We start from the raw sequence: 24,146 nt of genomic DNA on the forward strand, positions 1-24,146 counted from the left end.
CCATGAGTGAAGAGATTCTGATCAATATCACGCCGATGGAATCGCGCGTGGCGGTGGTAGAAAACGGTGTTTTGCAAGAAGTGCACGTCGAGCGCACCCAGAAGCGCGGGATTGTCGGCAATATCTATAAAGGCAAGGTTGTAAGGGTATTGCCGGGCATGCAGGCGGCCTTTGTCGATATCGGCCTGGACCGCGCGGCGTTTATCCATGCCTCGGAAATTTCCCTGCGCGAAGGCCCGGCGGTCGAAAGCATCAGCGCCCTGGTGCATGAAGGGCAGAGCCTGGTGGTGCAAGTCACCAAGGACCCGATCGGCTCCAAGGGCGCGCGCCTGACCACACAGTTGTCGATTCCTTCGCGTTACCTGGTGTACATGCCGCGCACTGCCCATGTCGGTATTTCCCTGAAAATCGAAGACGAAGGTGAGCGTGAGCGCCTGAAAAAGGTCGTCAGCGATTGCGTGGCGGCCGAAGGCATCAAGGAGGCCGGCGGCTTTATCCTGCGTACCGCCGCCGAAGGTGCCGGTGCCGATGAAATCCTCATGGACATCCGCTACCTGCGGCGGCTGTGGGACCAGATCGGTGCCCAGATCAAGACCGTCGGCGCGCCGAGCGTCATCTATGAAGACCTGGGCCTGGCCCTGCGGACCTTGCGCGACCTGGTCAGCCCCAAGATCGAGAAAATTCGCATCGATTCGCGGGAAACCTTCCAGCGCACCACGCAATTTGTTGCCGAACTGATGCCGGAAATCGCCGACCGCCTGGAGCACTACCCCGGTGAACGGCCGATTTTCGACCTATATGGCGTCGAGGACGAAATCCAGAAGGCCCTGGAGCGCAAGGTGCCACTCAAGTCTGGTGGCTACCTGGTGGTCGACCCGGCAGAAGCCATGAGCACCATTGATGTGAACACCGGTGCTTTCGTCGGCCATCGCAACCTTGAAGAAACCATCTTCAAGACCAACCTCGAGGCCGCCACCGCCATTGCCCGTCAACTGCGCCTGCGCAACCTGGGCGGGATCATCATCATCGACTTCATCGACATGGAAGATGAAGAGCATCAGCGCCAGGTATTGCGCACCCTTGAAAAGCAACTAGAGCGCGATCACGCCAAGACCAACATTATCGGGATCACCGAGTTGGGCCTGGTGCAGATGACCCGCAAACGCACCCGCGAGAGCCTTGAGCAGGTGCTGTGTGAGCCGTGCAGCAGTTGCCAGGGGCGCGGCAAGTTGAAGACCCCGGAAACGGTTTGCTACGAGATTTTCCGGGAAATTCTGCGGGAGGCACGCGCTTACCAGGCCGAGGGTTATAGAGTCCTGGCCAACCAGAAGGTGGTGGACCGGTTGCTGGACGAAGAGTCGGGCAACGTTGCGGAATTGGAGGGCTTTATTGGCCGCACCATCCGTTTCCAGGTCGAAACCATGTATTCCCAGGAACAATACGACGTGGTGCTGCTCTGATCCGCATCAGTCTTTTTCAACGAGACCGCCAGACCTTGATCTGCCGTCCGACTATTACCTTGAGGGTCGCCTGACATGGAGCGTCTGCAACGCTTTTTTGCCGCACTGACCCGTTGGGGCCTTGGCCTGTGTGCATTGCTGTTGGTACTGGCGGCGGTCTACGTCAGCCTGGGTCGTGAATTGACGCCATTGGTGGCGGAGTACCGCGGCGAAGTCGAGGCCAAGGCGCAGGCGGCGGTTGCTATGCCCCTGAGTATTGGCAGCCTGGAGGGGCGCTGGAGCGGTTTTGCCCCGGTATTGCTGGCCCATGACGTGATGGTCGGTGAAGGCAGCAGTGCCTTGCGCCTGGACCAGGTGCAAGTGGTGCCCGACCTGTGGGCCAGCCTGCTGGCGTGGGATGTGCGCATTGCCCATCTGGAAGTCAGCGGCTTGCAGCTCAGCGTCAAGGAAGACCAGGACGGCCGCTGGGCGTTGCAAGGCCTGCCGGTGCAGGACGACCAGCCCCTGGACCCCGAGCAACTGCTCAAGCGCATGCAGGCGGTGGCCAAGGTCTCGCTGCTGGACAGCCAGGTCACCTTGCAGCCGTTCGAGCAAGCGCCGCTGACCTTGACCTATGTGGGGCTGAGCCTGCAAACCGGTACCACCCGCCAGCGCCTGGATGCGCGCCTGACCTTGCCCGATGGGCAACCGCTGGCCCTCAGCCTGCGCACGCGGATCCGTGCCAGCCAGTGGCGCGACGGTGAAGTGCAGGCCTACCTGAGCCTGCCCCAGAGCAATTGGGCGCAGTGGATTCCGGCGAAGTTGACTCGGGACTGGAAACTCAGCGAGTTGAAAGCCGGCGGTGAATTCTGGCTGACCTGGGCCAATGGCACGCTGCAAAGCGCCGCCGCCCGGCTCAATGCGCCACAGGTGAAGGTCCGTTATGCCCAGCGCAAGCCCACGAGCATCCAGAACCTGGGCCTGACGGCTTACCTGCAGCGCAGCGACAGCGGCCTGAAGGTGATCTTCGATTCGTTGGCCATGAACCTGGGCGACACCCGTTGGGAGTCGCACCTGCAATTGCAGCAAACCCTGGCCACTGATAAGGCGCAGGAAACCTGGAGGCTGCAGGCCGACCGCCTGGACCTGACACCGATTACCCCTCTGCTCAACGCCCTCGCGCCATTGCCGGAAGGTTTTGCCAAGACCGTCGAAGCGTTGAAGGCCACGGGCGTGCTGCGCAATGTGCTGGTGGATTATCGTCCCCAGGACGCGGGCGATCAGCGCGTGAGCTTTGCTGCCAACCTCGAGCGCGTGGGCTTTGACGCCTATTTCGGCGCGCCGGCAGCCCGCAACGTCTCCGGCAGCATCAGCGGTGACCTGGGCCAGGGCGAACTGCGCATGGACAGCAAGGATTTCGTCCTGCACCTGGACCCGATTTTCGCCAAGCCCTGGCAGTACCTCCAGGCCAACGCGCGCCTGACGTGGAAGCTGGATAAGCAAGGCTTCACGCTGATCGCGCCGTATATCAAGGTGCTGGGGGAAGAGGGCAAGATCGCAGCGGATTTCCTGATTCGCCTGCATTTCGATCATAGCCAGGAAGACTACATGGACCTGCGGGTCGGCATGGTCGATGGCGATGGGCGCTTTACCCCCAAATACTTGCCGGCGGTCCTGAGCCCGGCCCTGGATGAATGGCTGCGTACGGCAATTCTCAAGGGCGCGGTCGATGAAGGCTTCTTCCAGTATCAAGGCTCGCTGAACCACGATGCGGTGACGGCGGCACGCAATATCAGCCTGTTCTTCAAGGTGCATGATGCCGAGTTGGCGTTCCAGCCGGGCTGGCCTCATGTGAGCAAGGTGGCCGGTGAAGTGTTTGTCGAAGAGACCGGCGTGCGCATCCTGGCCAGCAAGGGGCAATTGCTCGATACCAAGGTCAAGGGGATCTACGTCAACATTCCCCATGCGTTGCCCGGCCATGACAGCCATCTGCTGCTGACGGGCGGGTTTGCCGGTGGGCTGGGGGACGGCCTGAAGATCCTCCAGGACGCGCCCATCGGTACGGCATCGACGTTTGCCGGCTGGAAGGGCGAGGGCGACCTGCGAGGTTCCCTGGACCTGGATATTCCCCTGGCCAAGGGCACCGAGCCGAAGATCGTGGTGGACTTCAAGACCGACAAGGCGCGCCTGCAACTGGCCGAGCCGACCCTGGACCTGAACCAGCTCAAGGGTGAGTTCCGCTTCGACAGTGCCAAGGGCCTGAGTGGGCAGAACATCAGCGCCCAAGCCTTCGACCGGCCGATCACGGCGCAGATTGCGGCCGGTGGCAGACCGGGCAATCTCAGCACGCGGGTCACGGCCAAGGGCCAGGTGACGGTCAAGCGGCTCACCGACTGGCTGAAAGTCAGCCAGCCGCTGCCCGTATCCGGAGATATCCCTTATCAACTGCAACTGGACCTGGACGGTGCCGACAGCCAGTTGCGGGTCAGCTCCAACCTCAAGGGCGTGGCGGTGGATTTGCCTGCGCCATTTGGCATGCCCGCCAGCCAGGGCCGTGACAGTGTGTTGCGCATGACATTGCAGGGAGCGGAGCGGCGCTACTGGTTTGATTACGGCGAGTTGGCGAACTTTACCTTTGCCGCTCCGGCGAACAATTTTGCCCAGGGCCGTGGCGAGCTGTTCCTCGGGGATGGTGATGCCTTGCTGCCCGGTGGCAAGGGCTTGCGGATTCGCGGGGTATTGTCGGAGCTGGATATCGATCCCTGGAAGAAGTTGGTCGACCGTTACGCCGGCAATGACCCAGGCGGCAATGCCAAGCAACTGTTGAGCAGTGCCGACTTCAAGATCGGCAAGCTGACAGGGTTTGGTACCCAACTCGACCAGGTCGCCCTGAAACTGGACCGCAAGCCCGCTGCCTGGGGCTTGCAGCTCGACAGCCAGCAGGTCAAGGGCACTGTGGGCCTGCCGGATGCCAAGGGCGCACCCATTGCCATCAACCTGCAGTACGTGAAGTTGCCGGCGGTCGACCCTACGGTGCAGGCCGATGAAAACGCGCCTGATCCCCTGGCGAGCATCGATCCCAAGGACATTCCCGCGCTGGATATCGCCATTGCCCAGTTGTTCCAGGGGCCTGACTTGATCGGCGCCTGGTCGTTGAAGGTGCGTCCGACAGCCAAGGGCATGGCGTTCAACAACCTCGACCTGGGCCTCAAGGGCATGCAGCTCAAGGGGGCCGGTGGCTGGGAGGGTGCGCCGGCCGCCAGCAGCAGTTGGTACAAGGGGCGCCTGGACGGCAAGAACATCGCCGATGTGCTCAAGGGCTGGGGTTTTGCGCCCACGGTCACCAGCCAGGACTTCCATCTGGATGTTGACGGGCGCTGGCCGGGTTCGCCCGCGTGGGTTGGGCCCAAGCGTTTTTCCGGCAGCCTGGATGCTTCGTTCCGCAAGGGCCAGTTCGTCGAGGTCGAGGGCGGTGCCCAGGCGTTGCGGGTATTTGGCCTGCTGAACTTCAACTCGATTGGCCGGCGTTTGCGCCTGGACTTCTCGGATTTGCTTGGCAAGGGCCTGAGCTACGACCGGGTCAAGGGCCTGCTGGCCGCCAGCAATGGTGTGTTTGTGACCCGCGAGCCGATCATCCTCACCGGGCCGTCGAGCAACCTGGAGCTTAACGGCACCCTGGACCTGGTTGCCGATCGTGTGGATGCCAAGTTGCTGGTGACTTTGCCGGTGACCAACAACCTGCCGATTGCCGCGTTGATTGTGGGCGCGCCGGCCATTGGTGGCGCGTTGTTCCTGATCGACAAGCTGATCGGTGATCGGGTGTCGCGTTTCGCCAGCGTCCAGTACAAGGTGGAAGGGCCCTGGAAAGATCCCAAAATCACCTTTGACAAGCCATTTGAAAAACCACAGTAAGCGCCTGTGGAGTAGCATGGCCCCATGCTTTTTTTGGAGTGTCGGCCCATGTGCTTTGCGGTAATCCAGATGGTCAGCCAGAGCGACGTCCTGGCCAACCTAGCCCAGGCCCGGAGCTTGCTGGAGCGGGCGGCGGCAGGGGGCGCGCAACTGGCGGTCCTGCCGGAAAACTTCGCCGCCATGGGTCGCCGCGACGTGGCGGCTATCGGCCGCGCCGAAGCGGTGGGCGAGGGGCCGATCCTGCCCTGGTTGAAACTGGCCGCCCGCGACCTCAACTTATGGATAGTGGCCGGTACCTTGCCATTGCCTCCCCTCGGGCAGCCCGACGCCAAGTCCAACGCCTGCTCGCTGTTGATCGACGCGCAGGGGCAGATCGCGGCCCGTTACGACAAGCTGCACCTGTTTGACGTGGATGTGGCTGACACGCGCGGTCGTTATCGTGAATCCGACGACTATGCTTACGGCAACCAAGTGGTGGTGGCCGATACGCCGGTAGGGCGTCTGGGGCTCACGGTCTGTTACGACTTGCGCTTCCCGGAGCTGTACAGCGAATTGCGCGCGGCGGGCGCCGAATTGATTACCGCGCCTTCGGCCTTTACGGCGGTAACCGGCGCGGCGCACTGGGATGTGCTGATCCGTGCGCGGGCAATCGAAACCCAGTGTTACCTGCTGGCGGCCGCCCAGGGCGGAGTACATCCGGGGCCGCGGGAAACCTATGGCCATGGGGCGATTGTCGACCCATGGGGGCGAGTGCTGGCACAACAGAATCAAGGCGAAGCGGTGTTGTTGGCCGAACGCGATAGCAGCGAACAAGCGTCGATACGGGCGCGCATGCCGGTGGCAGGCCACCGGCGCTTTTTCTCGCAGGGCGCGCAGCGACCTGCTTCAGAACGATGAATTTAAGGCCGAACCTATGAGCGAGTTGTTGTCCTCAGTCAGTGAACACCTCCTGGCGCCCGGTGGCGTGACCATCGAAAATCTGCAAACCGTACTGGGCGACCTGGCCGGGCCGGGCATCGATGCCGCAGACCTGTATTTCCAGGGCCAGATCTCCGAGTCATGGTCCCTGGAAGACGGGATCGTCAAGGATGGCAGCTTCAACATGGACCAAGGGGTTGGCGTGCGTGCGCAATCCGGTGAAAAGACCGGCTTCGCCTACAGCAATGCCATCACCCTGGAAGCCCTGGGCCTGGCCGCCCGCGCGGCGCGCTCGATTTCCCGCGCTGGGCAGAATGGCACCGTGCAAGCGTTCAGCACCCAGGACGTGACCCAGTTGTACGGCCCGGATAACCCGTTGGAAGTCATGACCCGAGCCGAAAAGGTCGAGCTGCTCAAACGCGTGGATGCTGCAACCCGTGCCCTTGACCCGCGCATCCAGCAGGTGAGCGTGAGCATGGCCGGGGTCTGGGAGCGGATCCTGGTGGCATCCACCGATGGTAGCCTGGCGGCGGATGTGCGGCCGCTGGTGCGTTTCAATGTCAGTGTGATCGTCGAGCAGAACGGGCGTCGCGAGCGCGGCGGCCATGGCGGCGGTGGGCGTACGGATTATCGCTATTTCCTCGCCGAAGACCGCGCCATGGGCTATGCCCGCGAGGCGTTGCGCCAGGCGCTGGTCAATCTGGAAGCCATCCCCGCACCGGCCGGTACGTTGCCGGTGGTGCTGGGCTCGGGCTGGTCGGGTGTATTGCTCCACGAAGCGGTAGGGCATGGCCTGGAAGGCGACTTCAACCGCAAGGGCAGTTCCGCCTACAGCGGGCGCATGGGCGAAATGGTCGCCTCCAAACTCTGCACCATCGTCGATGACGGCACGTTGGCTGGCCGCCGTGGTTCCCTGAGCGTCGACGACGAAGGGACGCCGACCGAGTGCACCACGCTGATCGAAAACGGTGTGCTCAAGGGCTACATGCAAGACAAGCTCAACGCGCGCCTGATGGGTGTGGCGCGCACCGGCAACGGTCGTCGCGAGTCCTACGCGCATTTGCCGATGCCCCGCATGACCAATACCTACATGCTCGCAGGCGAAAGCGATCCGGCAGAGATCATTGCCTCGGTGAAGCGCGGGATCTATTGCGCCAACCTTGGTGGCGGTCAGGTGGACATCACCAGCGGCAAGTTCGTGTTCTCCACCAGCGAGGCCTATTTGATCGAGGACGGCAAGATCACCGCGCCGGTCAAGGGGGCAACCCTGATTGGCAACGGCCCGGAAGCCATGAGCAAGGTGTCGATGGTCGGTAACGACCTGGCGCTGGACAGCGGTGTGGGGATGTGTGGCAAGGATGGGCAGTCGGTGCCGGTCGGTGTCGGCCAGCCAACCCTGAAAATTGATGCGATCACCGTGGGTGGCACGGGGTCGTAAGGCGTGGAGCTTCGGGTGGCGAAGACCGCCACCCGGGGAAGAGGATCAGCGCAGGCCGCGTTGAGTCTCGTCCAGCTCACGGATGTACTTGAAGATTTTACGGCTGGTGGCCGGCGCCTTGTTCTGTGCCAGTTCGTGCTGGGCCTGACGGATCAGGGAGCGCAGTTGCTGGCGGTCGGCATCCGGATAGTCCAGGACGAACTTCTCCAGTACAGCGTCGTCACCGCCGATCAGGCGGTCGCGCCAACGCTCCAGGTTATGGAAACGTTCGTTGTACTGGCGTGTGGAAGCATCGAGTTGGTCGAGCAAAGTCAGAATGGCGTCAGTGTCCTGGTCGCGCATCAGCTTGCCGATAAACATGATGTGCCGTTTACGCGCGATATTCGCGGTGTGCTTGGGTGCATCTGCCAGGGCCCGGCGCATTTCGTCGGTCAGAGGCAGTTTGGCAATCAAGTCCGGCTTGAGTGTTGTAAGGCGCTCGCCGAGATCAACCAGAGCATGCAGCTCGCGTTTGACCTGGGTTTTGCTTTTCTCCCCATCGAGGGAGTCGTCGTAAGAATCAACCATGGTGGCAGTCCGCAAAGAAACGCCGCCATGATAACCAGTCGGGGGCCGCTTGTCCGGCCCGGTCGCTCGATGGCCTTAACCGAAAGCAGAATTTGAGTGGAGAACACCATGAGTGCAGCCCAAAGCGTCGGTCCACAAGCGTTACCGGCACTGCAGGAACAAGTTGAACAGATCATCGCGGAGGCCAAGCGCCAGGGTGCCAGTGCCTGTGAAGTGGCGGTATCCCTGGAGCAGGGCCTATCGACTTCGGTACGCCAGCGGGAGGTGGAAACCGTTGAGTTCAACCGCGACCAGGGTTTTGGCATCACCTTGTATGTGGGGCAGCGCAAAGGCTCGGCCAGCACCTCGGCCAGTGGCCCGGAAGCCATTCGCGAAACCGTCGCCGCCGCCCTGGCGATTGCCAAGCACACTTCCGAAGACGAGGCCTCGGGCTTGGCGGATGCGGCCCTGATGGCGCGGGACCTGAAAGATTTCGATCTGTATCACGCCTGGGATATCACCCCCGAGCAGGCCATCGAAAAGGCCCTGGCCTGCGAAGCCGCGGCGTTCGACACCGACAGCCGGATCAAGAATGCCGATGGCACTACCCTGAGTACCCATCAAGGTTGCCGTGTGTATGGCAACAGCCACGGGTTTATCGGCGGCTACGCGTCGACACGCCATAGCTTGAGCTGCGTGATGATTGCCGAGGCCGATGGCCAGATGCAGCGTGACTACTGGTATGACGTAAGTCGCCAGGGTGAGTTGTTGGCGGACCCGGTGAGCATTGGCCAGCGCGCCGCGCAACGGGCCGCGAGCCGCCTGGGCGCACGCCCGGTGCCGACGTGCGAAGTGCCGGTGCTGTTTTCGGCGGAGTTGGCGGGTGGCCTGTTCGGCAGTTTCCTGGGGGCGATTTCCGGGGGCAACCTGTACCGCAAGTCGTCGTTCCTTGAGGGCGCGCTGGGGCAGAAGTTGTTTCCCGAGTGGCTGACCCTGGATGAGCGCCCGCACCTGATGCGCGCCATGGGCAGCTCGGCCTTTGATGGCGATGGCCTGGCAACCTACGCCAAGCCGTTTGTCGAGAACGGTGAGCTGGTGTCCTACGTGCTCGGTACCTACGCCGGGCGCAAGCTCGGTTTGCCCAGCACCGCCAACTCCGGTGGCGTGCACAACCTGTTCGTGACCCATGGCGACGAAGACCAGGCGGCGCTGCTGCGGCGCATGGGCCGTGGCTTGTTGGTGACCGAATTGATGGGCCATGGCTTGAACATGGTGACGGGGGATTATTCCCGAGGTGCGGCAGGGTTCTGGGTGGAGAATGGCGAAATTCAGTTCGCAGTCCAGGAAGTGACCATCGCCGGCAACATGCGCGATATGTTCAAACAGATCGTCGCCGTGGGTAACGATCTGGAACTGCGCAGCAATATCCGCACTGGCTCGGTGCTGATCGAACGCATGACCGTCGCCGGCAGCTAAGTACCAACCGGTTACACAACAGCGCCACCCCAAGGGTGGCGCTTTTTTTTGCCTGGAATATCCCAAGGCCGACAAAGGTATAGGTTCAAGAGCTTGTTTTGATTCTCAATATCATTTAATAATAAATATCATTATCGAGTGAGCGTGGATCATGAGTTCTGTCCTGCACGAGGATCCCTACCTGGAAAGCTGGCGCTGGATGAGTCGCCAGATTCGCTGTGGGCTCAACCCTGACGAGCCGCGCCTGATCGAGCATTATCTGAACGAGGGGCGCTACCTGGCCTGCTGCACGGCTACGCACCCGTGGACCATCGCCGAGACCTCGTTCCGCCTGCTGATCGATACCGCCACCGATATCGCCTTGCCCTGGCATTGGCGCTCCACGTGCCTGGACCAGGCCTGGCGCCCGCTGCGCGACCTGGAAAACCTCTCTCACTGCGCCTGTCGCCTCAAGCGCTGGCAGACCTTTGCCTGGCAATTGGCGACTTGCGAACTGCAACCTTCGATTTCTCACTCCGACTTGGTGCAAGGATCTTCCGATGAGTAATACCCGTATCGAACGCGACAGCATGGGCGAACTGCGAGTGCCGGCCGACGCGTTGTATGGCGCACAAACCCAGCGTGCGGTGGATAACTTTCCGATCAGCCACCAGCGCATGCCGACCCAGTTCATCCGTGCCCTGATCCTGGCCAAGGCCGCGGCCGCCAAGGCCAACGTCGATCTCAAGCAGATCAGTGCAAGCCAGGGCAAAGCCATCGTCGACGCCGCCCAGGGTTTGCTGGAAGGTGACTTCATGCAGCACTTCCCTGTGGATATCTTCCAGACCGGCTCCGGCACCAGCTCCAACATGAATGCCAACGAAGTGCTTGCGACCCTGGCCAGCCGCCTGTTGGGCGAACCGGTCAACCCTAATGACCACGTCAATTGTGGGCAAAGCAGCAACGACATCATCCCGACCACCATTCACGTCAGCGCCGCGCTGGTGTTGCATGAACAGACGTTGCCGGCATTGCTGCACCTGGTTGAGGTGATCGAGCGCAAGGCGGTAGAGGTTCATCCGTTCATCAAGACCGGGCGCACTCACCTGATGGACGCCATGCCTGTACGCATGAGCCAGGTTCTCGAAGGGTGGGCGCAGCAACTCAAGGCCAATATCGCTCACTTGCAGGGCTTGTTGCCAAGCCTGCAGGCCCTGGCCCAGGGCGGTACTGCGGTAGGTACCGGGATCAATGCGCACCCTGAGTTTGCGGCGCGTTTCAGCCAGCAGTTGAGCAGCCTGACCCAGGTGCAGTTCACACCGGGTACGAACCTGTTTGCTCTGATTGGCTCCCAGGACACCGCCGTCGCCGTCTCCGGCCAACTGAAGGCCATTGCCGTGTCGCTGATGAAAATCGCCAACGACCTGCGCTGGATGAACTCCGGCCCACTCGCCGGTCTCGGTGAAATCGAGCTCGAAGGCCTGCAACCAGGCTCGTCGATCATGCCGGGCAAGGTCAATCCGGTGATTCCAGAGGCCACCGCAATGGTTGCGGCACAGGTGATCGGCAATGACAGCGTAATCACCATCGCCGGTCAGTCCGGCAACTTCGAACTCAACGTGATGCTGCCGATCATCGCCCAGAACCTGCTCAGCAGCCTGGAGCTGTTGGCCAACTCCAGTCGTCTGCTGGCAGACAAGGCCATCGCCAGCTTCAAGGTCAACGAACCCAAGCTCAAGGAAGCGCTGTCGCGCAACCCGATCCTGGTCACCGCACTCAACCCGATCATTGGGTACCAAAAGGCCGCTGAAATCGCCAAGAAAGCCTATCAACAAGGCCGGCCGGTGATTGATGTGGCGCTCGAGCACACCGACCTGCCCCGCAGCCAACTGGAAGTCCTCTTGGACCCGGAAAAGCTCACGGCGGGTGGCGTGTAATTACCGACCCTGCTTTGGAGGCTCACCATGGAGCACTGGAAACGCACGATCGAACGGGCCAATCGCTGCTTTGTGCAAGGCGAACTGGTGGATGCCCGCGAGCATTACCTGCAAGCCCTGGCCCTGGCCCAAGTGTTGTTCGAGCGCTGGGGTGATGCCGACGAGGCGGTGGCGGCCTGCGTCATTTCCCATCACAACCTGGCGGACCTGCATCTGCGCCTGAACCAGCCTGAAGAAAGCGCCGAATACCTCTGCGCCATTCACCAGCGCTTGCTGCAGACCATGCAGGACACCCGGCTGCCTCAAGCATTGCGCGAGGCAGCCTTGCGCCAGAGCAGCAAGACCTACGTCGAACTGTTGAATTTCATCAGCGATCACGGCGAGTACCCCCGTACCCATCGCTTGCTGGGCAGCAATACGGCGCAGACGGATGCGCCGACCCGCAACAGCCCTTTCTATGGAGCACATTGATATGTCCTACACCTTGCCTGCCTTGCCTTACGCCTACGACGCCCTGGAACCGCATATCGATGCGCAAACCATGGAAATCCACTACACCAAGCACCACCAGACCTACATCAACAACCTCAATGCCGCCGTCGAAGGCACCGAGTTCGCCGGCTGGCCCATCGAGAAACTGGTCTCCAGCGTCCAGCAACTGCCGGAAAAACTGCGCGCAGCGGTGATCAACCAGGGGGGCGGGCATGCCAACCACTCGTTGTTCTGGGCGGTCATGTCGCCCAAAGGCGGCGGCAAGCCCGAAGGCGCCCTGGGCCAGGCGATTGATGCGCAGTTGGGTGGCTTTGATGCCTTCAAGGAGGCCTTCACCAAAGCTGCGCTGACCCGCTTCGGCAGTGGTTGGGCTTGGCTGAGCGTGACCCCGCAAAAGACCCTGGTGGTCGAGAGCAGTGGTAACCAGGACAGCCCGTTGATGAACGGCAATACGCCGATCCTCGGTCTGGACGTTTGGGAGCACGCCTACTACCTGCTGTATCAGAACCGCCGTCCTGAATACATCAACGCTTTCTACAGTGTTATCAACTGGCCGGAAGTCGCTGAGCGCTACCAGGCTGCACTGGCTTAATGCCCTCTCATAACAAGACCTAAGGCCGACTATGGGCACTGAAACACTGGCGATCAGCAGCGTACGAATGTTCCGCTATGCGTTTGGCTCGCTGCTGCTATTGGCTGGAACTGCATTGCTGGTGGCCCACGGGCTGGCCTGGCTGAACCTCGAGCCGCGGATCCTGCGTGCCCTGCAAGGTGGCGCAATCTGTGCCCTGGGCACTGCATTGGGCGCGGTGCCGGTACTGGTGATCCGGCGGATGCCGTTGGCGGTCAGCGACACACTGCTGGGGTTTGGCGCTGGCGTGATGTTAGCGGCGACCGCGTTTTCGCTGGTCGTGCCGGGGATTGCCGCCGCTGAAAACCTGGGGCTCAGCCCCTGGGCGTCCAGCGGCCTGATCAGCTTCGGCATCATGCTGGGCGCCTTCGGCCTGTTCCTGGTGGACCGCAAGGTCTCCGGTGCCAGTCCGGAGCTGCTGGTTGGCACCCCTGACAAACCGGTAATTCCACCACGCATCTGGCTGTTTGTATTTGCCATCATTGCCCACAACATCCCCGAAGGCATGGCGGTGGGCGTCTCGGCGGGGGGCGGCATGCCCGATGCCGACAGCCTGGCCATGGGCATCGCCTTGCAGGATGTACCGGAAGGGTTGGTGATCGCGTTGGTGTTGGCTGGGGCGGGGATGTCGCGGGTCAAGGCCTTCTTGATCGGCGCGGCATCCGGGCTGGTGGAGCCGGTGTTTGCCGTGCTGTGTGCCTGGTTGGTCAGCCTGGCCGAGATGTTGCTGCCTTTAGGGCTGGCGCTGGCGGCGGGGGCGATGCTATTGGTGGTGACTCATGAAGTGATCCCCGAGTCGCGCCGCAATGGCCATGACAAGCTCGCCAGCCTGGGGTTGTGCATTGGGTTTTGCCTGATGATGGCAATGGATACAGCGCTGGGCTGATGCCTAGCGCAAACCCAATGTAGGAGCTGGCTTGCCTGCGATGCAGGCACCCCGGTTTTTCGTCTAGACCGAGGTGATGCTATCGCAGGCAAGCCAGCTCCCACGCAAGCCCGTACAGGGGCTATTCGCCTTCATCGAAGTAATTGTTGATTAGCTTCACCAGCGCATCCAGCGCTTCCTGCTCCTGCTCACCTTCGGTCTTCAGATGAATCTTGGTGCCCTTGCCTGCGGCGAGCATCATCATGGCCATGATGCTTTTACCATCGACCATGGACTCCGGTGTACGCCCGGCACGCACCTGGCAAGGAAACTGGCCCGCTACCCCGACAAATTTAGCCGACGCGCGGGCATGCAGGCCCAGTTTGTTGATGATTTCAATTTCCAGAGCGGGCATCGCGAAGGTGTTCCTTTCAGCTGAGGTCGCGGTGGCGAACCTGGACATTCTTGAGGGTTTTCTGCAAGACCTGGCCCAGCCGCTCGGTTAGGTAGACGGAGCGGTGATGCCCGCCGGTACAGCCGATAGCGATGGTGACGTAGGCCCGGTTGCTGGCGGCAAAGCGCGGTAGCCACTTGAGCAGGTAGCTGGAGATGTCCTGGAACATCTCTTCCACATCCGGTTGCGCCGCCAGGTACTCGGCAACCGGTAGGTCCAGCCCGGACTGATCGCGCAGTTCCGGCTTCCAATAAGGGTTGGGCAGGCAACGCACGTCAAATACCAGGTCGGCGTCTACCGGCATGCCCCGCTTGAAACCAAAGGATTCAACCAGGAAGGCCGTGCCCGGTTCCGGTTGGTTCAGCAGGCGCAGCTTGATGGCGTCACGCAGCTGGTAAAGGTTCAGGCTAGTGGTATTGATCTTGAGGTCGGCCAAATCGATGATCGGCCCCAACAGCTTGGTCTCGTCTTCGATGGCTTCGGCCAGCGAGCGGTGTGGGCTGCTCAGCGGGTGGCGGCGACGGGTCTCCGAGAAGCGCTTGAGCAGCGTTTCTTCGTCGGCGTCCAGGTACAGCACGTCGCAATGAATATGCTTGGCACGTACCTCTTCAAGCAATTCCGGGAATCGCGTGAGGTGGCTGGGTAGGTTGCGTGCGTCGATCGAAACGGCCACCAACGGTTGCGCCAGTTCGGTATGGATCAGCGCGCGCTCGGCCAGCTCGGGCAGGAGGCCGGCCGGCAAGTTGTCGATGCAATAGAAGCCGTTGTCCTCTAGCACATTGAGGGCCGTACTTTTACCTGAGCCGGAACGCCCGCTGACGATGATCAAACGCATGATTACTGCCCGCTTTGCTCATCCAGGACAACCTGATACAGCGCTTCATTGGTGCTGGCGCTACGCAGTTTCTTACGTACTTCTTCACGGTCGAGCATGCTGGCGATCTGCCGGAGCAGCTCCAGGTGTGCATCGGTGGCCGCTTCCGGGACCAGCAGGACGAACAGCAGGTCAACCGGAGCGCCATCGATGGCGTCGAAATCAGTGGGGGCGTCCAGGTGCAGCAGGGCGCTTACCGGTGTTTCACAGCCTTTGAGGCGGCAATGAGGAATAGCGATGCCGTTGCCAAAACCGGTCGAGCCAAGTTTTTCACGGGCGATCAGGGCCTCATACACGTCTTGCATCACCAGTTCAGGCACTTCGCGGCTGATCAGGTTGGCAATCTGTTCGAGTGCTTTCTTTTTACTGCCGCCCGGCGCGTTCACGAGGGAACGGCCGGGGGTCAGGATGGTTTCAAGTCGAATCATGGGTGGGGAGTGTTAGCGGCCTGTGCCTTGAAGAAGGCTCTGCTGCTTTTCCTTATGCTTTTTGATTTGGCGATCCAGCTTGTCGGTCAGGTCGTCAATGGCGGCATACATGTCTGAATGCTCTGCATTGGCGACTACTTCCCCGCCGGGTATACGCAAGGTGGCTTCGATTTTCTGCTTCAGCTTTTCGACAGACATGATGACTTGCACATTGGTGATCTTGTCGAAATGCCCCTCAATTCGTTTGAGTTTTTCGCTGATGTAGGCGCGCAGCGGTTCGGTCACTTCCAGTTGGTGTCCACTGATGTTGACTTGCATACAGCTTCTCCTTCGTTGCCAGTGCATAAAGCGGCGGGTAGGAATACCCGCCACTGGAACGCTGTGGCCTGCCCGTCACATCAACCGCTTACGCTCGCTGGAAGGCGCGATCCCAAGGGACTCGCGGTACTTGGCGACGGTTCGACGGGCGACCTGAATGCCTTGTGCTTCCAGTAAACCAGCGATCTTGCTGTCACTCAACGGCTTTTTCTGATTTTCCGCCGCAACCAGTTTTTTGATGATCGCGCGGATCGCCGTGGACGAGCATTCGCCGCCCTCGGAGGTGCTGACGTGGCTGGAGAAAAAGTATTTCAGCTCATATATACCCCGTGGGGTATGCATGAATTTCTGCGTAGTGACCCGGGAAATAGTCGATTCATGCATGCCGACTGCCTCGGCAATGTCATGCAGTACCAGCGGCTTCATCGCTTCGTCGCCGTACTCCAGGAAGCCGCGCTGATGCTCGACGATCTGGGTGGCCACTTTCATCAGGGTCTCGTTGCGGCTTTGCAGGCTCTTGATGAACCAGCGCGCTTCCTGCAACTGGTTGCGCATGAACGTGTTGTCCGCACTGGTATCGGCCCGGCGCACGAAGCCTGCGTACTGCGGGTTGACCCGCAGGCGTGGCACCGATTCCTGGTTCAGTTCCACCAGCCAGCGCTCGTTGTCCTTGCGCACAATTACGTCAGGTACGACATATTCGGCTTCGCTGGACTCGATCTGCGAGCCAGGGCGCGGGTTGAGGCTCTGTACCAGTTCGATGATCTGGCGCAGGTCATCTTCCTTGAGCTTCATCCGGCGCATCAGCTGGCTGTAGTCGCGGCTGCCCAACAGGTCGATGTAATCGGTGACCAGGCGTTGGGCCTCGGTCAGCCACGGTGTCTTGGCGGGCAGTTGGCGCAATTGCAGCAACAGGCACTCGCTGAGGTTGCGCGCGCCAATGCCGGCAGGCTCGAACTGCTGGATGCGGTGCAGGACCGCTTCGATTTCGTCCAGCTCGATATCCAGCTCCGGGTCGAAGGCCTCGAGGATTTCTTCAAGGGTTTCGTCCAGGTAGCCCTGATTGTTGATGCAGTCGATCAGGGTCACGGCGATCAGGCGATCGGTGTCGGACATCGGGGCAAGGTTCAGTTGCCACAGCAAGTGGCTCTGCAGGCTTTCGCCGACGGAGGTGCGGGTGGTGAAGTCCCACTCGTCATCGTCGTTGCTGGGCAGGCTGCTGGCGCTGGTCTGGTAGACATCTTCCCATGCCGTATCCACCGGCAGTTCATTGGGGATGCGTTCGTTCCATTCGCCTTCTTCCAGGTTATCCACCGTGGGTGCGGTTTCCTGGTAGGACGGTTCCTGGACGTCAGTGTTGGGTTTTTGCTCTATGTTGTCGGCCAGCGGGTCGGCATTATCGAAGTCGTCGCCTTCTTCCTGGCGTTCGAGCATCGGGTTGGACTCCAGGGCCTCCTGGATTTCCTGTTGCAGGTCCAGGGTCGACAATTGGAGCAGGCGGATGGCCTGTTGCAGCTGCGGTGTCATCGTCAGCTGCTGGCCCATTCTCAGGACTAGCGATGGTTTCATGGCAGGGGCTTAACACCTTATTCGCCGGCGCAACGCGCCATCCACGACAGGGCGCGTGAGCGCCAAACATAAGCAAATTATATGCCTGATATCGGGGGCTTTGCCTAGAGCGCGGTAACAATAAAAATAATGAGGTTTTTATTGACTCCCGCGCCTGATGGCGAATGTCCTGACACCCCAGCGCTTACAGGCGGAACTCGTGCCCCAGGTACACTTCCTTGACCAGTTCGTTGGCCAGGATGGTGGCGGAGTCGCCTTCGGCAATCAGTTGGCCGTCGTTGACGATGTAGGCGGTTTCGCAGATATCTAGGGTCTCACGCACGTTGTGGTCGGTGATCAGTACGCCGATCCCCTTGGCCTTGAGGTGATGGATGATCTGCTTGATGTCGCCTACCGAAATCGGGTCGACACCGGCGAAGGGTTCATCCAGCAGGATGAACTTCGGTGCAGTGGCCAGGGCGCGGGCGATTTCCACGCGACGGCGCTCGCCGCCGGACAGGCTCATGCCGAGGTTGTCGCGAATGTGGTTGATGTGGAACTCCTGCAGCAGGCTTTCCAGCTCCTGGCGGCGTCCGTCGCGATCCAGTTCCTTGCGGGTTTCAAGGATCGCCATGATGTTGTCGGACACCGACAGTTTGCGGAAGATCGACGCCTCCTGGGGGAGATAGCCGATCCCGGCCCGTGCACGACCGTGCATGGGCTGGTGGCTGACGTCCAGGTCGTCGATCAATACGCGACCCTGGTCCGCTTGGACCAGGCCGACAATCATGTAGAAGCAGGTGGTCTTGCCGGCACCGTTGGGGCCAAGCAGGCCGACGATCTGGCCGCTGTCGATCGACAGGCTGACGTCGCGCACGACCTGACGGCTTTTATAGGCCTTGGCCAGATGCTGGGCTTTCAGGGTTGCCATTACTGGGCCTTCTTCTTCGGCTGGATAACCATGTCGATGCGCGGACGTGGCGCAGTGACCTTGGTGCCATTGGCGCGGCCGGCAGTGGCGACCTGCTTGACGGTGTCGTAGACGATTTTCTCGCCTTCGGTCGAGTTGCCGTCACTGCTGATCACTTTGGCGCGGTCGGTCAGTACGATGCGATTCTGCGGGGCATGGTACTGGATGGTCACGCCGTAGCCCTTGATCGGAGCTGGGTCGGTCGCCGCCTGTTGCTGCTCGAAATAGGCCAGGTTGCCCACCGAGGTCACGACGTCGATGTCGCCAGCCGGGGTGCGGGTCAGGGTTACGGTATTGCCGGTAATCTTCATCGAGCCTTGAGTGATGATTACGTCGCCCTTGTAGGTCGCGATACCTTGTTTGTCATCCAACTGCGCATCGTCAGCCTGAATGTGGATCGGTTGCTGGCTATCGTTCGGCAGAGCCCAGGCGCTCACGCTTCCCAGTGCTGCGCCCAGACCGAGCAAAATAGGGAGGGTTTTAACGAGCCTCATACTGTCCTCTTACGTTCGATAGCAGGTGTATCCTGCTTTCTTTCAAATACGCTTTCATTCCCTTGCCAGTCGATACACCGCCAGCGCCGTCGATTCTAACGTCTTGCTCGGTCTGCGCATATTGCTTCTGTGGGAATACGGTCATGCGACTGCTGGTAATAATGGTGTCGCGGTTTTGGGCGTCGGTGCGGGCAACACGCACCGAGTCGATCAGCTCCACTTCGGTACCGTCCGGGTTGACCTCGCCACGCTTACTGGTGACGTGCCACGGAAATTCGGTGCCGCGATACAGGTTCAGGTCCGGATTGGTCAGCAATGTGACCTCCGAAGCCTTCAGGTGTTCGACCTTGTCCGACGTCATTTCGTACTGCACTTTGCCGTCTGGCAGGAACTGCACGCTGTAGGCGTTGGTGGCGTAATAGTCGATGGCGCCCTGGTCGACCTGCGCGACAGGCTGGTCGAGGAAGCGCTCCGGGCTGATATTCCAGTAGCCCACCGCGAGGAACAGCGCGGCGATGGCTCCGAATATCAGGAAGTTGCGAATCTTTTTGCTCAGCATAGAAGGCTCTATAGGTAGGCGGCGTGGGCCGCTTCAAGGCTGCCCTGGGCGCGCAGGATCAACTCGCAGAACTCGCGCGCGGCACCTTCGCCGCCACGGGCCTGGGTAATGCCGTGGGCGTGTTCGCGAACAAATGACGCGGCATTGGCCACCGCCATGCCCAGGCCGACGCGGCGAATCACCGGCAAGTCAGGTAAGTCGTCACCCAGATAGGCGACCTGCTCATAGCTTAGGTTGAGTTTCCCAAGAAGCTCATCCAGGACCACCAGTTTATCCTCGCGGCCCTGATACAGGTAAGGAATCCCCAGGTTTTGTGCGCGGCGTTCCACGACCGGGGTCTTGCGACCACTGATAATCGCGGTTTGCACGCCAGAGGCCATCAGCATCTTGATGCCCTGGCCGTCCAGCGTGTTGAACGTCTTGAATTCACTGCCGTCTTCGAGGAAGTACAGGCGGCCATCGGTCAGCACGCCGTCCACATCGAAAATTGCCAGTTTGATGGCCTTGCCCCGTTGCAACAGGTCGTTGCTCATTTACATCACTCCAGCGCGCAGCAAATCGTGCATGTTCAGGGCGCCAATCGGATGATCGGCATCATCGACCACCACCAGGGCGCCGATTTTATGATCTTCCATGATCTTCAGGGCTTCCGCCGCGAGCATTTCGGCGCGGGCGGTCTTGCCGTGGGGGGTCATGACTTGATCGATAGTCGCGGTATGGATATCGATGGTGCGGTCCAGGGTGCGACGCAGGTCGCCGTCGGTGAACACCCCGGCCAGGCGCCCGTCGGCCTCGAGGATCACGGTCATGCCCAGGCCCTTGCGGGTCATTTCCATCAGCGCGTCCTTGAGCAGGGTGCCGCGCTGTACCTGTGGCAGCTCATCGCCAGCATGCATGACGTTTTCCACTTTCAGCAGCAGGCGACGGCCAAGGGCGCCACCCGGGTGGGAAAAGGCGAAGTCTTCGGCGGTAAAACCACGGGCTTCCAGCAAGGCTACGGCTAGCGCGTCGCCCATGACCAGGGCGGCGGTGGTGGAGGAGGTCGGCGCCAGGTTCAGTGGGCAGGCTTCATGGGTCACATGCACGTTCAGGTTCACTTCGGCGGCCTTGGCCAGCGTCGAGTCCGGGTTACCGGTCATGCTGATCAGCTTGATGCCCAGGCGCTTGATCAGGGGCAGCAGGGTCACGATTTCGTTGGTGGTGCCGGAGTTGGACAGGGCGACGATCACGTCGTCGCGGGTAATCATGCCCATGTCACCGTGGCTGGCTTCGGCCGGGTGCACGAAAAAAGCCGTGGTGCCGGTGCTCGCCAGGGTGGCGGCAATCTTGTTGCCGACATGGCCTGACTTGCCCATGCCGACCACGACAACCCGGCCTTTACTGGCCAGGATCATCTCGCAGGCGCGTACGAAATCTGCGTCGATATGGGCCAGCAAGCCTTCTACGGCTTCAAGCTCGAGGCGGATGGTGCGTTGTGCGGATTGAATAAGGTCGTTGGATTGGCTCATGTCTGAAATCGTATAGCCTGACGAAAAGTCGGCGATTATAGCGGGATTGAGCAATTCCCTCACGCAAGTTCGTCAGCTGTTGTTCTTCTAGAGAGTGAGATCAGTCCCAAATGCGCTTTTTACCTGTCCTGTTTCTGAACAAGCGCTGCTGCGGCCTTGGGCGCTCTACGTCAGCAGTGATATAGTTCGCCGCCAGTTCGGTCCGCGCAGCGCACATGTGTCTAACTGTCGCAAGCAGTTGTCCCAAGCATGGTGTCTGAGTGAGAAGCTGCATCCCAAGGAGTTTAGATGAGTGCCGATAACGCCTACGCGGTCGAGCTGAAGGGCCTTTCCTTCAAGCGCGGTACGCGCAGCATCTTCAATAATGTCGATATTCGCATTCCCCGCGGCAAGGTGACGGGTATCATGGGCCCTTCCGGTTGCGGCAAGACGACCCTGCTGCGCCTGATGGGCATGCAGTTGCGTCCGACTGCCGGGGAGGTCTGGGTCAATGGCCAGAACCTGCCGACCCTGTCGCGCAGCGACTTGTTCGATGCGCGCAAGCACATGGGGGTGCTGTTCCAGAGCGGCGCTCTGTTCACCGACCTCGATGTTTTCGAAAACGTCGCGTTTCCGCTGCGGGTGCACACCCAGCTGTCCGAAGAAATGATTCGTGACATTGTTTTGTTGAAGCTGCAGGCCGTCGGCCTTCGCGGTGCCATCGACCTGATGCCAGATGAACTCTCCGGCGGTATGAAGCGGCGTGTCGCCCTGGCGCGGGCGATTGCGCTCGATCCGCAGATCCTCATGTATGACGAGCCGTTCGTCGGCCAGGACCCTATCGCCATGGGCGTCCTGGTGCGCCTGATCCGCCTGCTCAACGATGCGCTGGGCATCACCAGTATCGTGGTTTCCCACGACCTGGCCGAAACCGCGAGCATTGCCGACTACCTCTATGTGGTCGGCGATGGCCAGGTATTGGGCCAGGGCACGCCTGAAGAGCTGATGAACGCTGATAACCCGCGCATTCGCCAATTCATGACCGGCGATCCTGATGGCCCGGTGCCTTTTCATTTTCCGGCAGCGGATTACCGCGCAGATCTCCTGGGGAAGCGCTGATGCGCAAGACATCTTTAATCGAGAAGGTTCGCCTTTTCGGTCGTTCCGGCATCGACATTGTCGAAGTGCTCGGGCGTTCGACGATTTTCCTGTTTCACGCCTTGCTGGGCCGCGGCAGTATCGGCGGCGGTTTTGGCTTGCTGCTCAAGCAGTTGCACTCGGTGGGCGTGATGTCCCTGGTGATCATCGTGGTCTCCGGGGTTTTCATCGGCATGGTGCTGGCGTTGCAGGGCTTCAATATCCTGTCCAGCTACGGTTCCGAGCAGGCGGTGGGGCAGATGGTTGCGCTAACGCTGCTGCGTGAACTGGGACCGGTGGTCACCGCGTTGCTGTTTGCCGGGCGCGCCGGTTCTGCGTTGACTGCCGAGATCGGCAACATGAAGGCCACCGAGCAGTTGTCCAGCCTGGAAATGATCGGCGTGGACCCGCTCAAGTACATCGTTGCCCCGCGCCTGTGGGCCGGCTTCATTTCCCTGCCTCTGCTGGCGATGATTTTCAGCGTGGTCGGGATCTGGGGCGGCTCATGGGTGGCAGTGGACTGGCTGGGGGTCTACGACGGCTCCTACTGGGCCAACATGCAAAACAGCGTGACGTTCAGCGGTGACGTGCTCAATGGCATTATCAAGAGCATCGTCTTCGCTTTCGTCGTGACTTGGATCGCCGTATTCCAAGGCTATGACTGTGAGCCCACTTCAGAAGGGATCAGTCGTGCCACCACCAAGACCGTTGTGTACGCCTCGCTGGCGGTACTGGGTCTTGACTTCATTTTGACCGCCTTGATGTTTGGAGATTTCTGATGCAAAACCGCACTGTGGAAATCGGTGTCGGCCTTTTCTTGCTGGCTGGCATCCTGGCTTTACTGTTGCTTGCCCTGCGAGTCAGCGGCTTGTCGGCCAGCTCCAGCGCCGACACCTATAAACTTTACGCCTACTTCGACAATATCGCCGGTTTGACGGTCAGATCCAAAGTGACCATGGCCGGTGTGACCATCGGCAAGGTCACGGCAATCGATCTGGACCGCGACAGCTTCACCGGCCGAGTGACCCTGCAACTGGACAAGAAGGTAGATAACCTGCCGACTGACTCCACGGCGTCTATCCTCACGGCGGGTCTGCTGGGCGAGAAGTACATCGGTATCAGCGTGGGCGGGGAAGAAGCCTTGCTCAAGGATGGTTCGACCATTCATGACACACAGTCGTCGTTGGTGCTGGAGGACCTGATCGGTAAATTCCTGCTTAATACGGTTAGTAAAGACGCCAAATGAGGAGTTTGTTCATGATCTCAACCTTGCGACGTGGCCTGTTGGTGCTGTTGGCAGCCTTGCCATTGATGGCTAACGCCGTGGCAGCGCCTTCGGCGCACGACATAATTGATAGAACCACCAAAGAGCTGCTGGCTGACCTTGCCGCAAACAAAGAGCAGTACAAGCAGAGCCCAAGCGCGTTCTACGATGCCCTCAACGGTATCGTGGGCCCGGTGGTCGATGCTGATGGCATCTCCCGCAGCATCATGACCGTCAAGTACTCGCGCAAGGCCACGCCTGCGCAGATGCAGCGCTTCCAGGAAAACTTCAAGCGCAGCCTGATGCAGTTCTACGGCAACGCCCTGCTGGAATACAACAACCAGGGTATCGTCGTATCTCCGGCCAAGGATGAGTCCGGCAACCGTACCAGCGTGGATATGCAGGTCAAGGGCAACAATGGCTCGATCTACCCGGTTTCCTACACCCTCGAGAAAATCAACGGTGAATGGAAAGTGCGCAACGTGATCATCAACGGCATCAACATCGGCAAGCTGTTCCGTGACCAGTTCGCCGATGCCATGCAGCGCAATGGCAACGACCTGGACAAGACCATCGATGGTTGGGCCGGCGAAGTGGCCAAGGCCAAGGAAGTGACCGAAGAAGCCGCAGAGAAGCAGGCCCCATGACTGAGTCGGCTGTTCGTCAAGGCCAGGCCGGCGAGCTGCTCTTGAGTGGCGTGCTCGACTACAGCACCGGGCCGGCCCTGCGCAAGCAGGGCCAGGCGCTGATCAATGCCAGCACTGCGTCGGCAGTGGTTATCGACTGCTCGGCGGTGGTGAAGTCCAGCAGTGTTGGCTTGTCATTGCTCCTGTGTTTCCTACGCGACGCCGCGGCGGTCAACAAACCTGCCAGTATTCGTGCATTACCCGAGGATATGCGGGAAATTGCCCAGGTTTGCGGTCTGGCCGAGCTGTTGGCGCATCCTTAATACACATTATTGAAGAAGCCCCCCGTCAGAG

The 24,146-nt window shown here is 60.6% G+C and carries 26 protein-coding genes; 15 read left to right on the top strand and 11 right to left on the bottom strand.

Annotation, left to right across the window (positions count from 1 at the left end; translation table 11 throughout):
* The first annotated feature begins 2 nt into the window (after positions 1-2).
* The 4 genes from rng to tldD all read left to right on the top strand — a co-directional run bounded on the left by rng (position 3) and on the right by tldD (position 7,707).
* Positions 3-1,460, top strand: a complete 1,458-nt coding sequence (rng, locus tag AC19YY_RS00685) for a ribonuclease G (protein ID WP_169950904.1) — start codon at positions 3-5, stop codon at positions 1,458-1,460.
* A gap of 75 nt (positions 1,461-1,535) precedes the next feature.
* On the top strand, positions 1,536-5,351 hold the full coding sequence (locus AC19YY_RS00690; RefSeq protein WP_500603760.1) for a YhdP family protein: 3,816 nt from the start codon (positions 1,536-1,538) through the stop codon (positions 5,349-5,351).
* 48 nt (positions 5,352-5,399) lie between these two features.
* The gene (locus AC19YY_RS00695) at positions 5,400-6,248 is read left to right on the top strand and encodes a carbon-nitrogen hydrolase family protein (protein WP_169950900.1); all 849 of its coding nucleotides are present in this window, start codon (positions 5,400-5,402) and stop codon (positions 6,246-6,248) included.
* A gap of 16 nt (positions 6,249-6,264) precedes the next feature.
* Positions 6,265-7,707, top strand: a complete 1,443-nt coding sequence (gene tldD, locus AC19YY_RS00700) for a metalloprotease TldD (RefSeq protein WP_169950898.1) — start codon at positions 6,265-6,267, stop codon at positions 7,705-7,707.
* Between the two features lie 45 nt (positions 7,708-7,752).
* Here the strand turns inward: tldD and yjgA are convergent, their stop codons facing one another.
* Positions 7,753-8,274: a ribosome biogenesis factor YjgA gene (yjgA, locus tag AC19YY_RS00705; RefSeq protein WP_029291815.1), complete on the bottom strand. Its 522-nt coding sequence runs from the start codon at positions 8,272-8,274 to the stop codon at positions 7,753-7,755.
* A 108-nt stretch (positions 8,275-8,382) separates the two neighbouring features.
* Here yjgA and pmbA point away from each other — a divergent pair, with 108 nt between their 5' ends.
* The 6 genes from pmbA to AC19YY_RS00735 all read left to right on the top strand — a co-directional run bounded on the left by pmbA (position 8,383) and on the right by AC19YY_RS00735 (position 13,654).
* On the top strand, positions 8,383-9,729 hold the full coding sequence (pmbA, locus tag AC19YY_RS00710; protein WP_169950896.1) for a metalloprotease PmbA: 1,347 nt from the start codon (positions 8,383-8,385) through the stop codon (positions 9,727-9,729).
* A gap of 151 nt (positions 9,730-9,880) precedes the next feature.
* Positions 9,881-10,276 (top strand): FagA protein, encoded by a 396-nt coding sequence (locus AC19YY_RS00715; protein WP_169950894.1) that lies wholly within the window; start codon positions 9,881-9,883, stop codon positions 10,274-10,276.
* Positions 10,269-11,645 carry a class II fumarate hydratase gene (locus AC19YY_RS00720; protein ID WP_169950891.1) on the top strand — a complete coding sequence of 459 codons (1,377 nt, stop codon included), beginning with the start codon at positions 10,269-10,271 and terminating at the stop codon, positions 11,643-11,645. Before AC19YY_RS00715 ends, AC19YY_RS00720 begins: the two co-directional genes overlap by 8 nt.
* 27 nt (positions 11,646-11,672) lie before the next feature.
* Positions 11,673-12,116: a DUF2753 family protein gene (locus AC19YY_RS00725; protein WP_170056738.1), complete on the top strand. Its 444-nt coding sequence runs from the start codon at positions 11,673-11,675 to the stop codon at positions 12,114-12,116.
* A gap of 1 nt (position 12,117) precedes the next feature.
* A complete protein-coding gene (locus AC19YY_RS00730; protein ID WP_169950887.1) occupies positions 12,118-12,729 on the top strand; it encodes a superoxide dismutase in 612 nt (203 codons plus the stop codon).
* Between the two features lie 31 nt (positions 12,730-12,760).
* Positions 12,761-13,654: a ZIP family metal transporter gene (locus tag AC19YY_RS00735; RefSeq protein WP_169950885.1), complete on the top strand. Its 894-nt coding sequence runs from the start codon at positions 12,761-12,763 to the stop codon at positions 13,652-13,654.
* A 121-nt stretch (positions 13,655-13,775) separates the two neighbouring features.
* Here the strand turns inward: AC19YY_RS00735 and AC19YY_RS00740 are convergent, their stop codons facing one another.
* The 10 genes from AC19YY_RS00740 to AC19YY_RS00785 form a co-directional block, all read right to left on the bottom strand.
* The gene (locus tag AC19YY_RS00740) at positions 13,776-14,048 is read right to left on the bottom strand and encodes an HPr family phosphocarrier protein (protein ID WP_170041742.1); all 273 of its coding nucleotides are present in this window, start codon (positions 14,046-14,048) and stop codon (positions 13,776-13,778) included.
* Between the two features lie 16 nt (positions 14,049-14,064).
* The gene (gene rapZ, locus AC19YY_RS00745; RefSeq protein WP_169950881.1) at positions 14,065-14,922 is read right to left on the bottom strand and encodes an RNase adapter RapZ; all 858 of its coding nucleotides are present in this window, start codon (positions 14,920-14,922) and stop codon (positions 14,065-14,067) included.
* Positions 14,923-14,924: 2 nt separating this feature from the next.
* Positions 14,925-15,389: a PTS IIA-like nitrogen regulatory protein PtsN gene (ptsN, locus tag AC19YY_RS00750; protein ID WP_029291796.1), complete on the bottom strand. Its 465-nt coding sequence runs from the start codon at positions 15,387-15,389 to the stop codon at positions 14,925-14,927.
* Positions 15,390-15,401: 12 nt separating this feature from the next.
* Entirely contained in the window at positions 15,402-15,707 is a 306-nt protein-coding gene (hpf, locus tag AC19YY_RS00755) for a ribosome hibernation-promoting factor, HPF/YfiA family (RefSeq protein WP_032860085.1), read from the bottom strand.
* 75 nt (positions 15,708-15,782) lie between these two features.
* Complete coding sequence (locus AC19YY_RS00760) at positions 15,783-17,276, bottom strand: RNA polymerase factor sigma-54 (RefSeq protein WP_169950879.1); 1,494 nt, start codon at positions 17,274-17,276, stop codon at positions 15,783-15,785.
* Positions 17,277-17,460: 184 nt separating this feature from the next.
* A complete protein-coding gene (gene lptB / locus AC19YY_RS00765) occupies positions 17,461-18,186 on the bottom strand; it encodes an LPS export ABC transporter ATP-binding protein (protein ID WP_029291791.1) in 726 nt (241 codons plus the stop codon).
* Complete coding sequence (lptA, locus tag AC19YY_RS00770) at positions 18,186-18,719, bottom strand: lipopolysaccharide transport periplasmic protein LptA (RefSeq protein WP_169950877.1); 534 nt, start codon at positions 18,717-18,719, stop codon at positions 18,186-18,188. Before lptA ends, lptB begins: the two co-directional genes overlap by 1 nt.
* Entirely contained in the window at positions 18,706-19,278 is a 573-nt protein-coding gene (gene lptC / locus AC19YY_RS00775; RefSeq protein WP_169950875.1) for an LPS export ABC transporter periplasmic protein LptC, read from the bottom strand. The genes lptA and lptC overlap by 14 nt, the downstream gene beginning before the upstream one ends.
* Positions 19,279-19,286: 8 nt before the next feature.
* Positions 19,287-19,811, bottom strand: a complete 525-nt coding sequence (locus AC19YY_RS00780) for a KdsC family phosphatase (RefSeq protein ID WP_032860082.1) — start codon at positions 19,809-19,811, stop codon at positions 19,287-19,289.
* Positions 19,812-20,786, bottom strand: coding sequence for a KpsF/GutQ family sugar-phosphate isomerase (locus tag AC19YY_RS00785; RefSeq protein WP_169950873.1), 975 nt, complete (start codon positions 20,784-20,786; stop codon positions 19,812-19,814). It lies immediately after the preceding gene.
* A gap of 288 nt (positions 20,787-21,074) precedes the next feature.
* Here AC19YY_RS00785 and AC19YY_RS00790 point away from each other — a divergent pair, with 288 nt between their 5' ends.
* Genes AC19YY_RS00790 through AC19YY_RS00810 form a run of 5 tightly spaced genes read left to right on the top strand, consistent with a single transcriptional unit; the run spans position 21,075 to position 24,115 of the window.
* The gene (locus tag AC19YY_RS00790) at positions 21,075-21,884 is read left to right on the top strand and encodes an ATP-binding cassette domain-containing protein (RefSeq protein WP_038443322.1); all 810 of its coding nucleotides are present in this window, start codon (positions 21,075-21,077) and stop codon (positions 21,882-21,884) included.
* A complete protein-coding gene (gene mlaE / locus AC19YY_RS00795) occupies positions 21,884-22,681 on the top strand; it encodes a lipid asymmetry maintenance ABC transporter permease subunit MlaE (protein WP_170056740.1) in 798 nt (265 codons plus the stop codon). Before AC19YY_RS00790 ends, mlaE begins: the two co-directional genes overlap by 1 nt.
* On the top strand, positions 22,681-23,148 hold the full coding sequence (gene mlaD, locus AC19YY_RS00800; protein ID WP_076963541.1) for an outer membrane lipid asymmetry maintenance protein MlaD: 468 nt from the start codon (positions 22,681-22,683) through the stop codon (positions 23,146-23,148). The genes mlaE and mlaD overlap by 1 nt, the downstream gene beginning before the upstream one ends.
* A gap of 11 nt (positions 23,149-23,159) precedes the next feature.
* Positions 23,160-23,813 carry an MlaC/ttg2D family ABC transporter substrate-binding protein gene (locus AC19YY_RS00805; protein WP_169950869.1) on the top strand — a complete coding sequence of 218 codons (654 nt, stop codon included), beginning with the start codon at positions 23,160-23,162 and terminating at the stop codon, positions 23,811-23,813.
* Positions 23,810-24,115 (top strand): STAS domain-containing protein, encoded by a 306-nt coding sequence (locus AC19YY_RS00810; RefSeq protein WP_169950867.1) that lies wholly within the window; start codon positions 23,810-23,812, stop codon positions 24,113-24,115. Before AC19YY_RS00805 ends, AC19YY_RS00810 begins: the two co-directional genes overlap by 4 nt.
* The last annotated feature ends 31 nt before the right edge of the window (positions 24,116-24,146 follow it).

This window comes from Pseudomonas sp. MF09156 (assembly GCF_059862305.1).

Excerpts from the sequence above, each read along its gene's own strand:
- rng (WP_169950904.1), top strand. The coding sequence starts at position 3 with ATGAGTGAAGAGATTCTGATCAATATCACGCCGATGGAATCGCGCGTG.
- AC19YY_RS00690 (WP_500603760.1), top strand. The coding sequence starts at position 1,536 with ATGGAGCGTCTGCAACGCTTTTTTGCCGCACTGACCCGTTGGGGCCTT.
- AC19YY_RS00695 (WP_169950900.1), top strand. The coding sequence starts at position 5,400 with ATGTGCTTTGCGGTAATCCAGATGGTCAGCCAGAGCGACGTCCTGGCC.
- tldD (WP_169950898.1), top strand. The coding sequence starts at position 6,265 with ATGAGCGAGTTGTTGTCCTCAGTCAGTGAACACCTCCTGGCGCCCGGT.
- yjgA (WP_029291815.1), bottom strand. The coding sequence starts at position 8,274 with ATGGTTGATTCTTACGACGACTCCCTCGATGGGGAGAAAAGCAAAACC.
- pmbA (WP_169950896.1), top strand. The coding sequence starts at position 8,383 with ATGAGTGCAGCCCAAAGCGTCGGTCCACAAGCGTTACCGGCACTGCAG.
- AC19YY_RS00715 (WP_169950894.1), top strand. The coding sequence starts at position 9,881 with ATGAGTTCTGTCCTGCACGAGGATCCCTACCTGGAAAGCTGGCGCTGG.
- AC19YY_RS00720 (WP_169950891.1), top strand. The coding sequence starts at position 10,269 with ATGAGTAATACCCGTATCGAACGCGACAGCATGGGCGAACTGCGAGTG.
- AC19YY_RS00725 (WP_170056738.1), top strand. The coding sequence starts at position 11,673 with ATGGAGCACTGGAAACGCACGATCGAACGGGCCAATCGCTGCTTTGTG.
- AC19YY_RS00730 (WP_169950887.1), top strand. The coding sequence starts at position 12,118 with ATGTCCTACACCTTGCCTGCCTTGCCTTACGCCTACGACGCCCTGGAA.
- AC19YY_RS00735 (WP_169950885.1), top strand. The coding sequence starts at position 12,761 with ATGGGCACTGAAACACTGGCGATCAGCAGCGTACGAATGTTCCGCTAT.
- AC19YY_RS00740 (WP_170041742.1), bottom strand. The coding sequence starts at position 14,048 with ATGCCCGCTCTGGAAATTGAAATCATCAACAAACTGGGCCTGCATGCC.
- rapZ (WP_169950881.1), bottom strand. The coding sequence starts at position 14,922 with ATGCGTTTGATCATCGTCAGCGGGCGTTCCGGCTCAGGTAAAAGTACG.
- ptsN (WP_029291796.1), bottom strand. The coding sequence starts at position 15,389 with ATGATTCGACTTGAAACCATCCTGACCCCCGGCCGTTCCCTCGTGAAC.
- hpf (WP_032860085.1), bottom strand. The coding sequence starts at position 15,707 with ATGCAAGTCAACATCAGTGGACACCAACTGGAAGTGACCGAACCGCTG.
- AC19YY_RS00760 (WP_169950879.1), bottom strand. The coding sequence starts at position 17,276 with ATGAAACCATCGCTAGTCCTGAGAATGGGCCAGCAGCTGACGATGACA.
- lptB (WP_029291791.1), bottom strand. The coding sequence starts at position 18,186 with ATGGCAACCCTGAAAGCCCAGCATCTGGCCAAGGCCTATAAAAGCCGT.
- lptA (WP_169950877.1), bottom strand. The coding sequence starts at position 18,719 with ATGAGGCTCGTTAAAACCCTCCCTATTTTGCTCGGTCTGGGCGCAGCA.
- lptC (WP_169950875.1), bottom strand. The coding sequence starts at position 19,278 with ATGCTGAGCAAAAAGATTCGCAACTTCCTGATATTCGGAGCCATCGCC.
- AC19YY_RS00780 (WP_032860082.1), bottom strand. The coding sequence starts at position 19,811 with ATGAGCAACGACCTGTTGCAACGGGGCAAGGCCATCAAACTGGCAATT.
- AC19YY_RS00785 (WP_169950873.1), bottom strand. The coding sequence starts at position 20,786 with ATGAGCCAATCCAACGACCTTATTCAATCCGCACAACGCACCATCCGC.
- AC19YY_RS00790 (WP_038443322.1), top strand. The coding sequence starts at position 21,075 with ATGAGTGCCGATAACGCCTACGCGGTCGAGCTGAAGGGCCTTTCCTTC.
- mlaE (WP_170056740.1), top strand. The coding sequence starts at position 21,884 with ATGCGCAAGACATCTTTAATCGAGAAGGTTCGCCTTTTCGGTCGTTCC.
- mlaD (WP_076963541.1), top strand. The coding sequence starts at position 22,681 with ATGCAAAACCGCACTGTGGAAATCGGTGTCGGCCTTTTCTTGCTGGCT.
- AC19YY_RS00805 (WP_169950869.1), top strand. The coding sequence starts at position 23,160 with ATGATCTCAACCTTGCGACGTGGCCTGTTGGTGCTGTTGGCAGCCTTG.
- AC19YY_RS00810 (WP_169950867.1), top strand. The coding sequence starts at position 23,810 with ATGACTGAGTCGGCTGTTCGTCAAGGCCAGGCCGGCGAGCTGCTCTTG.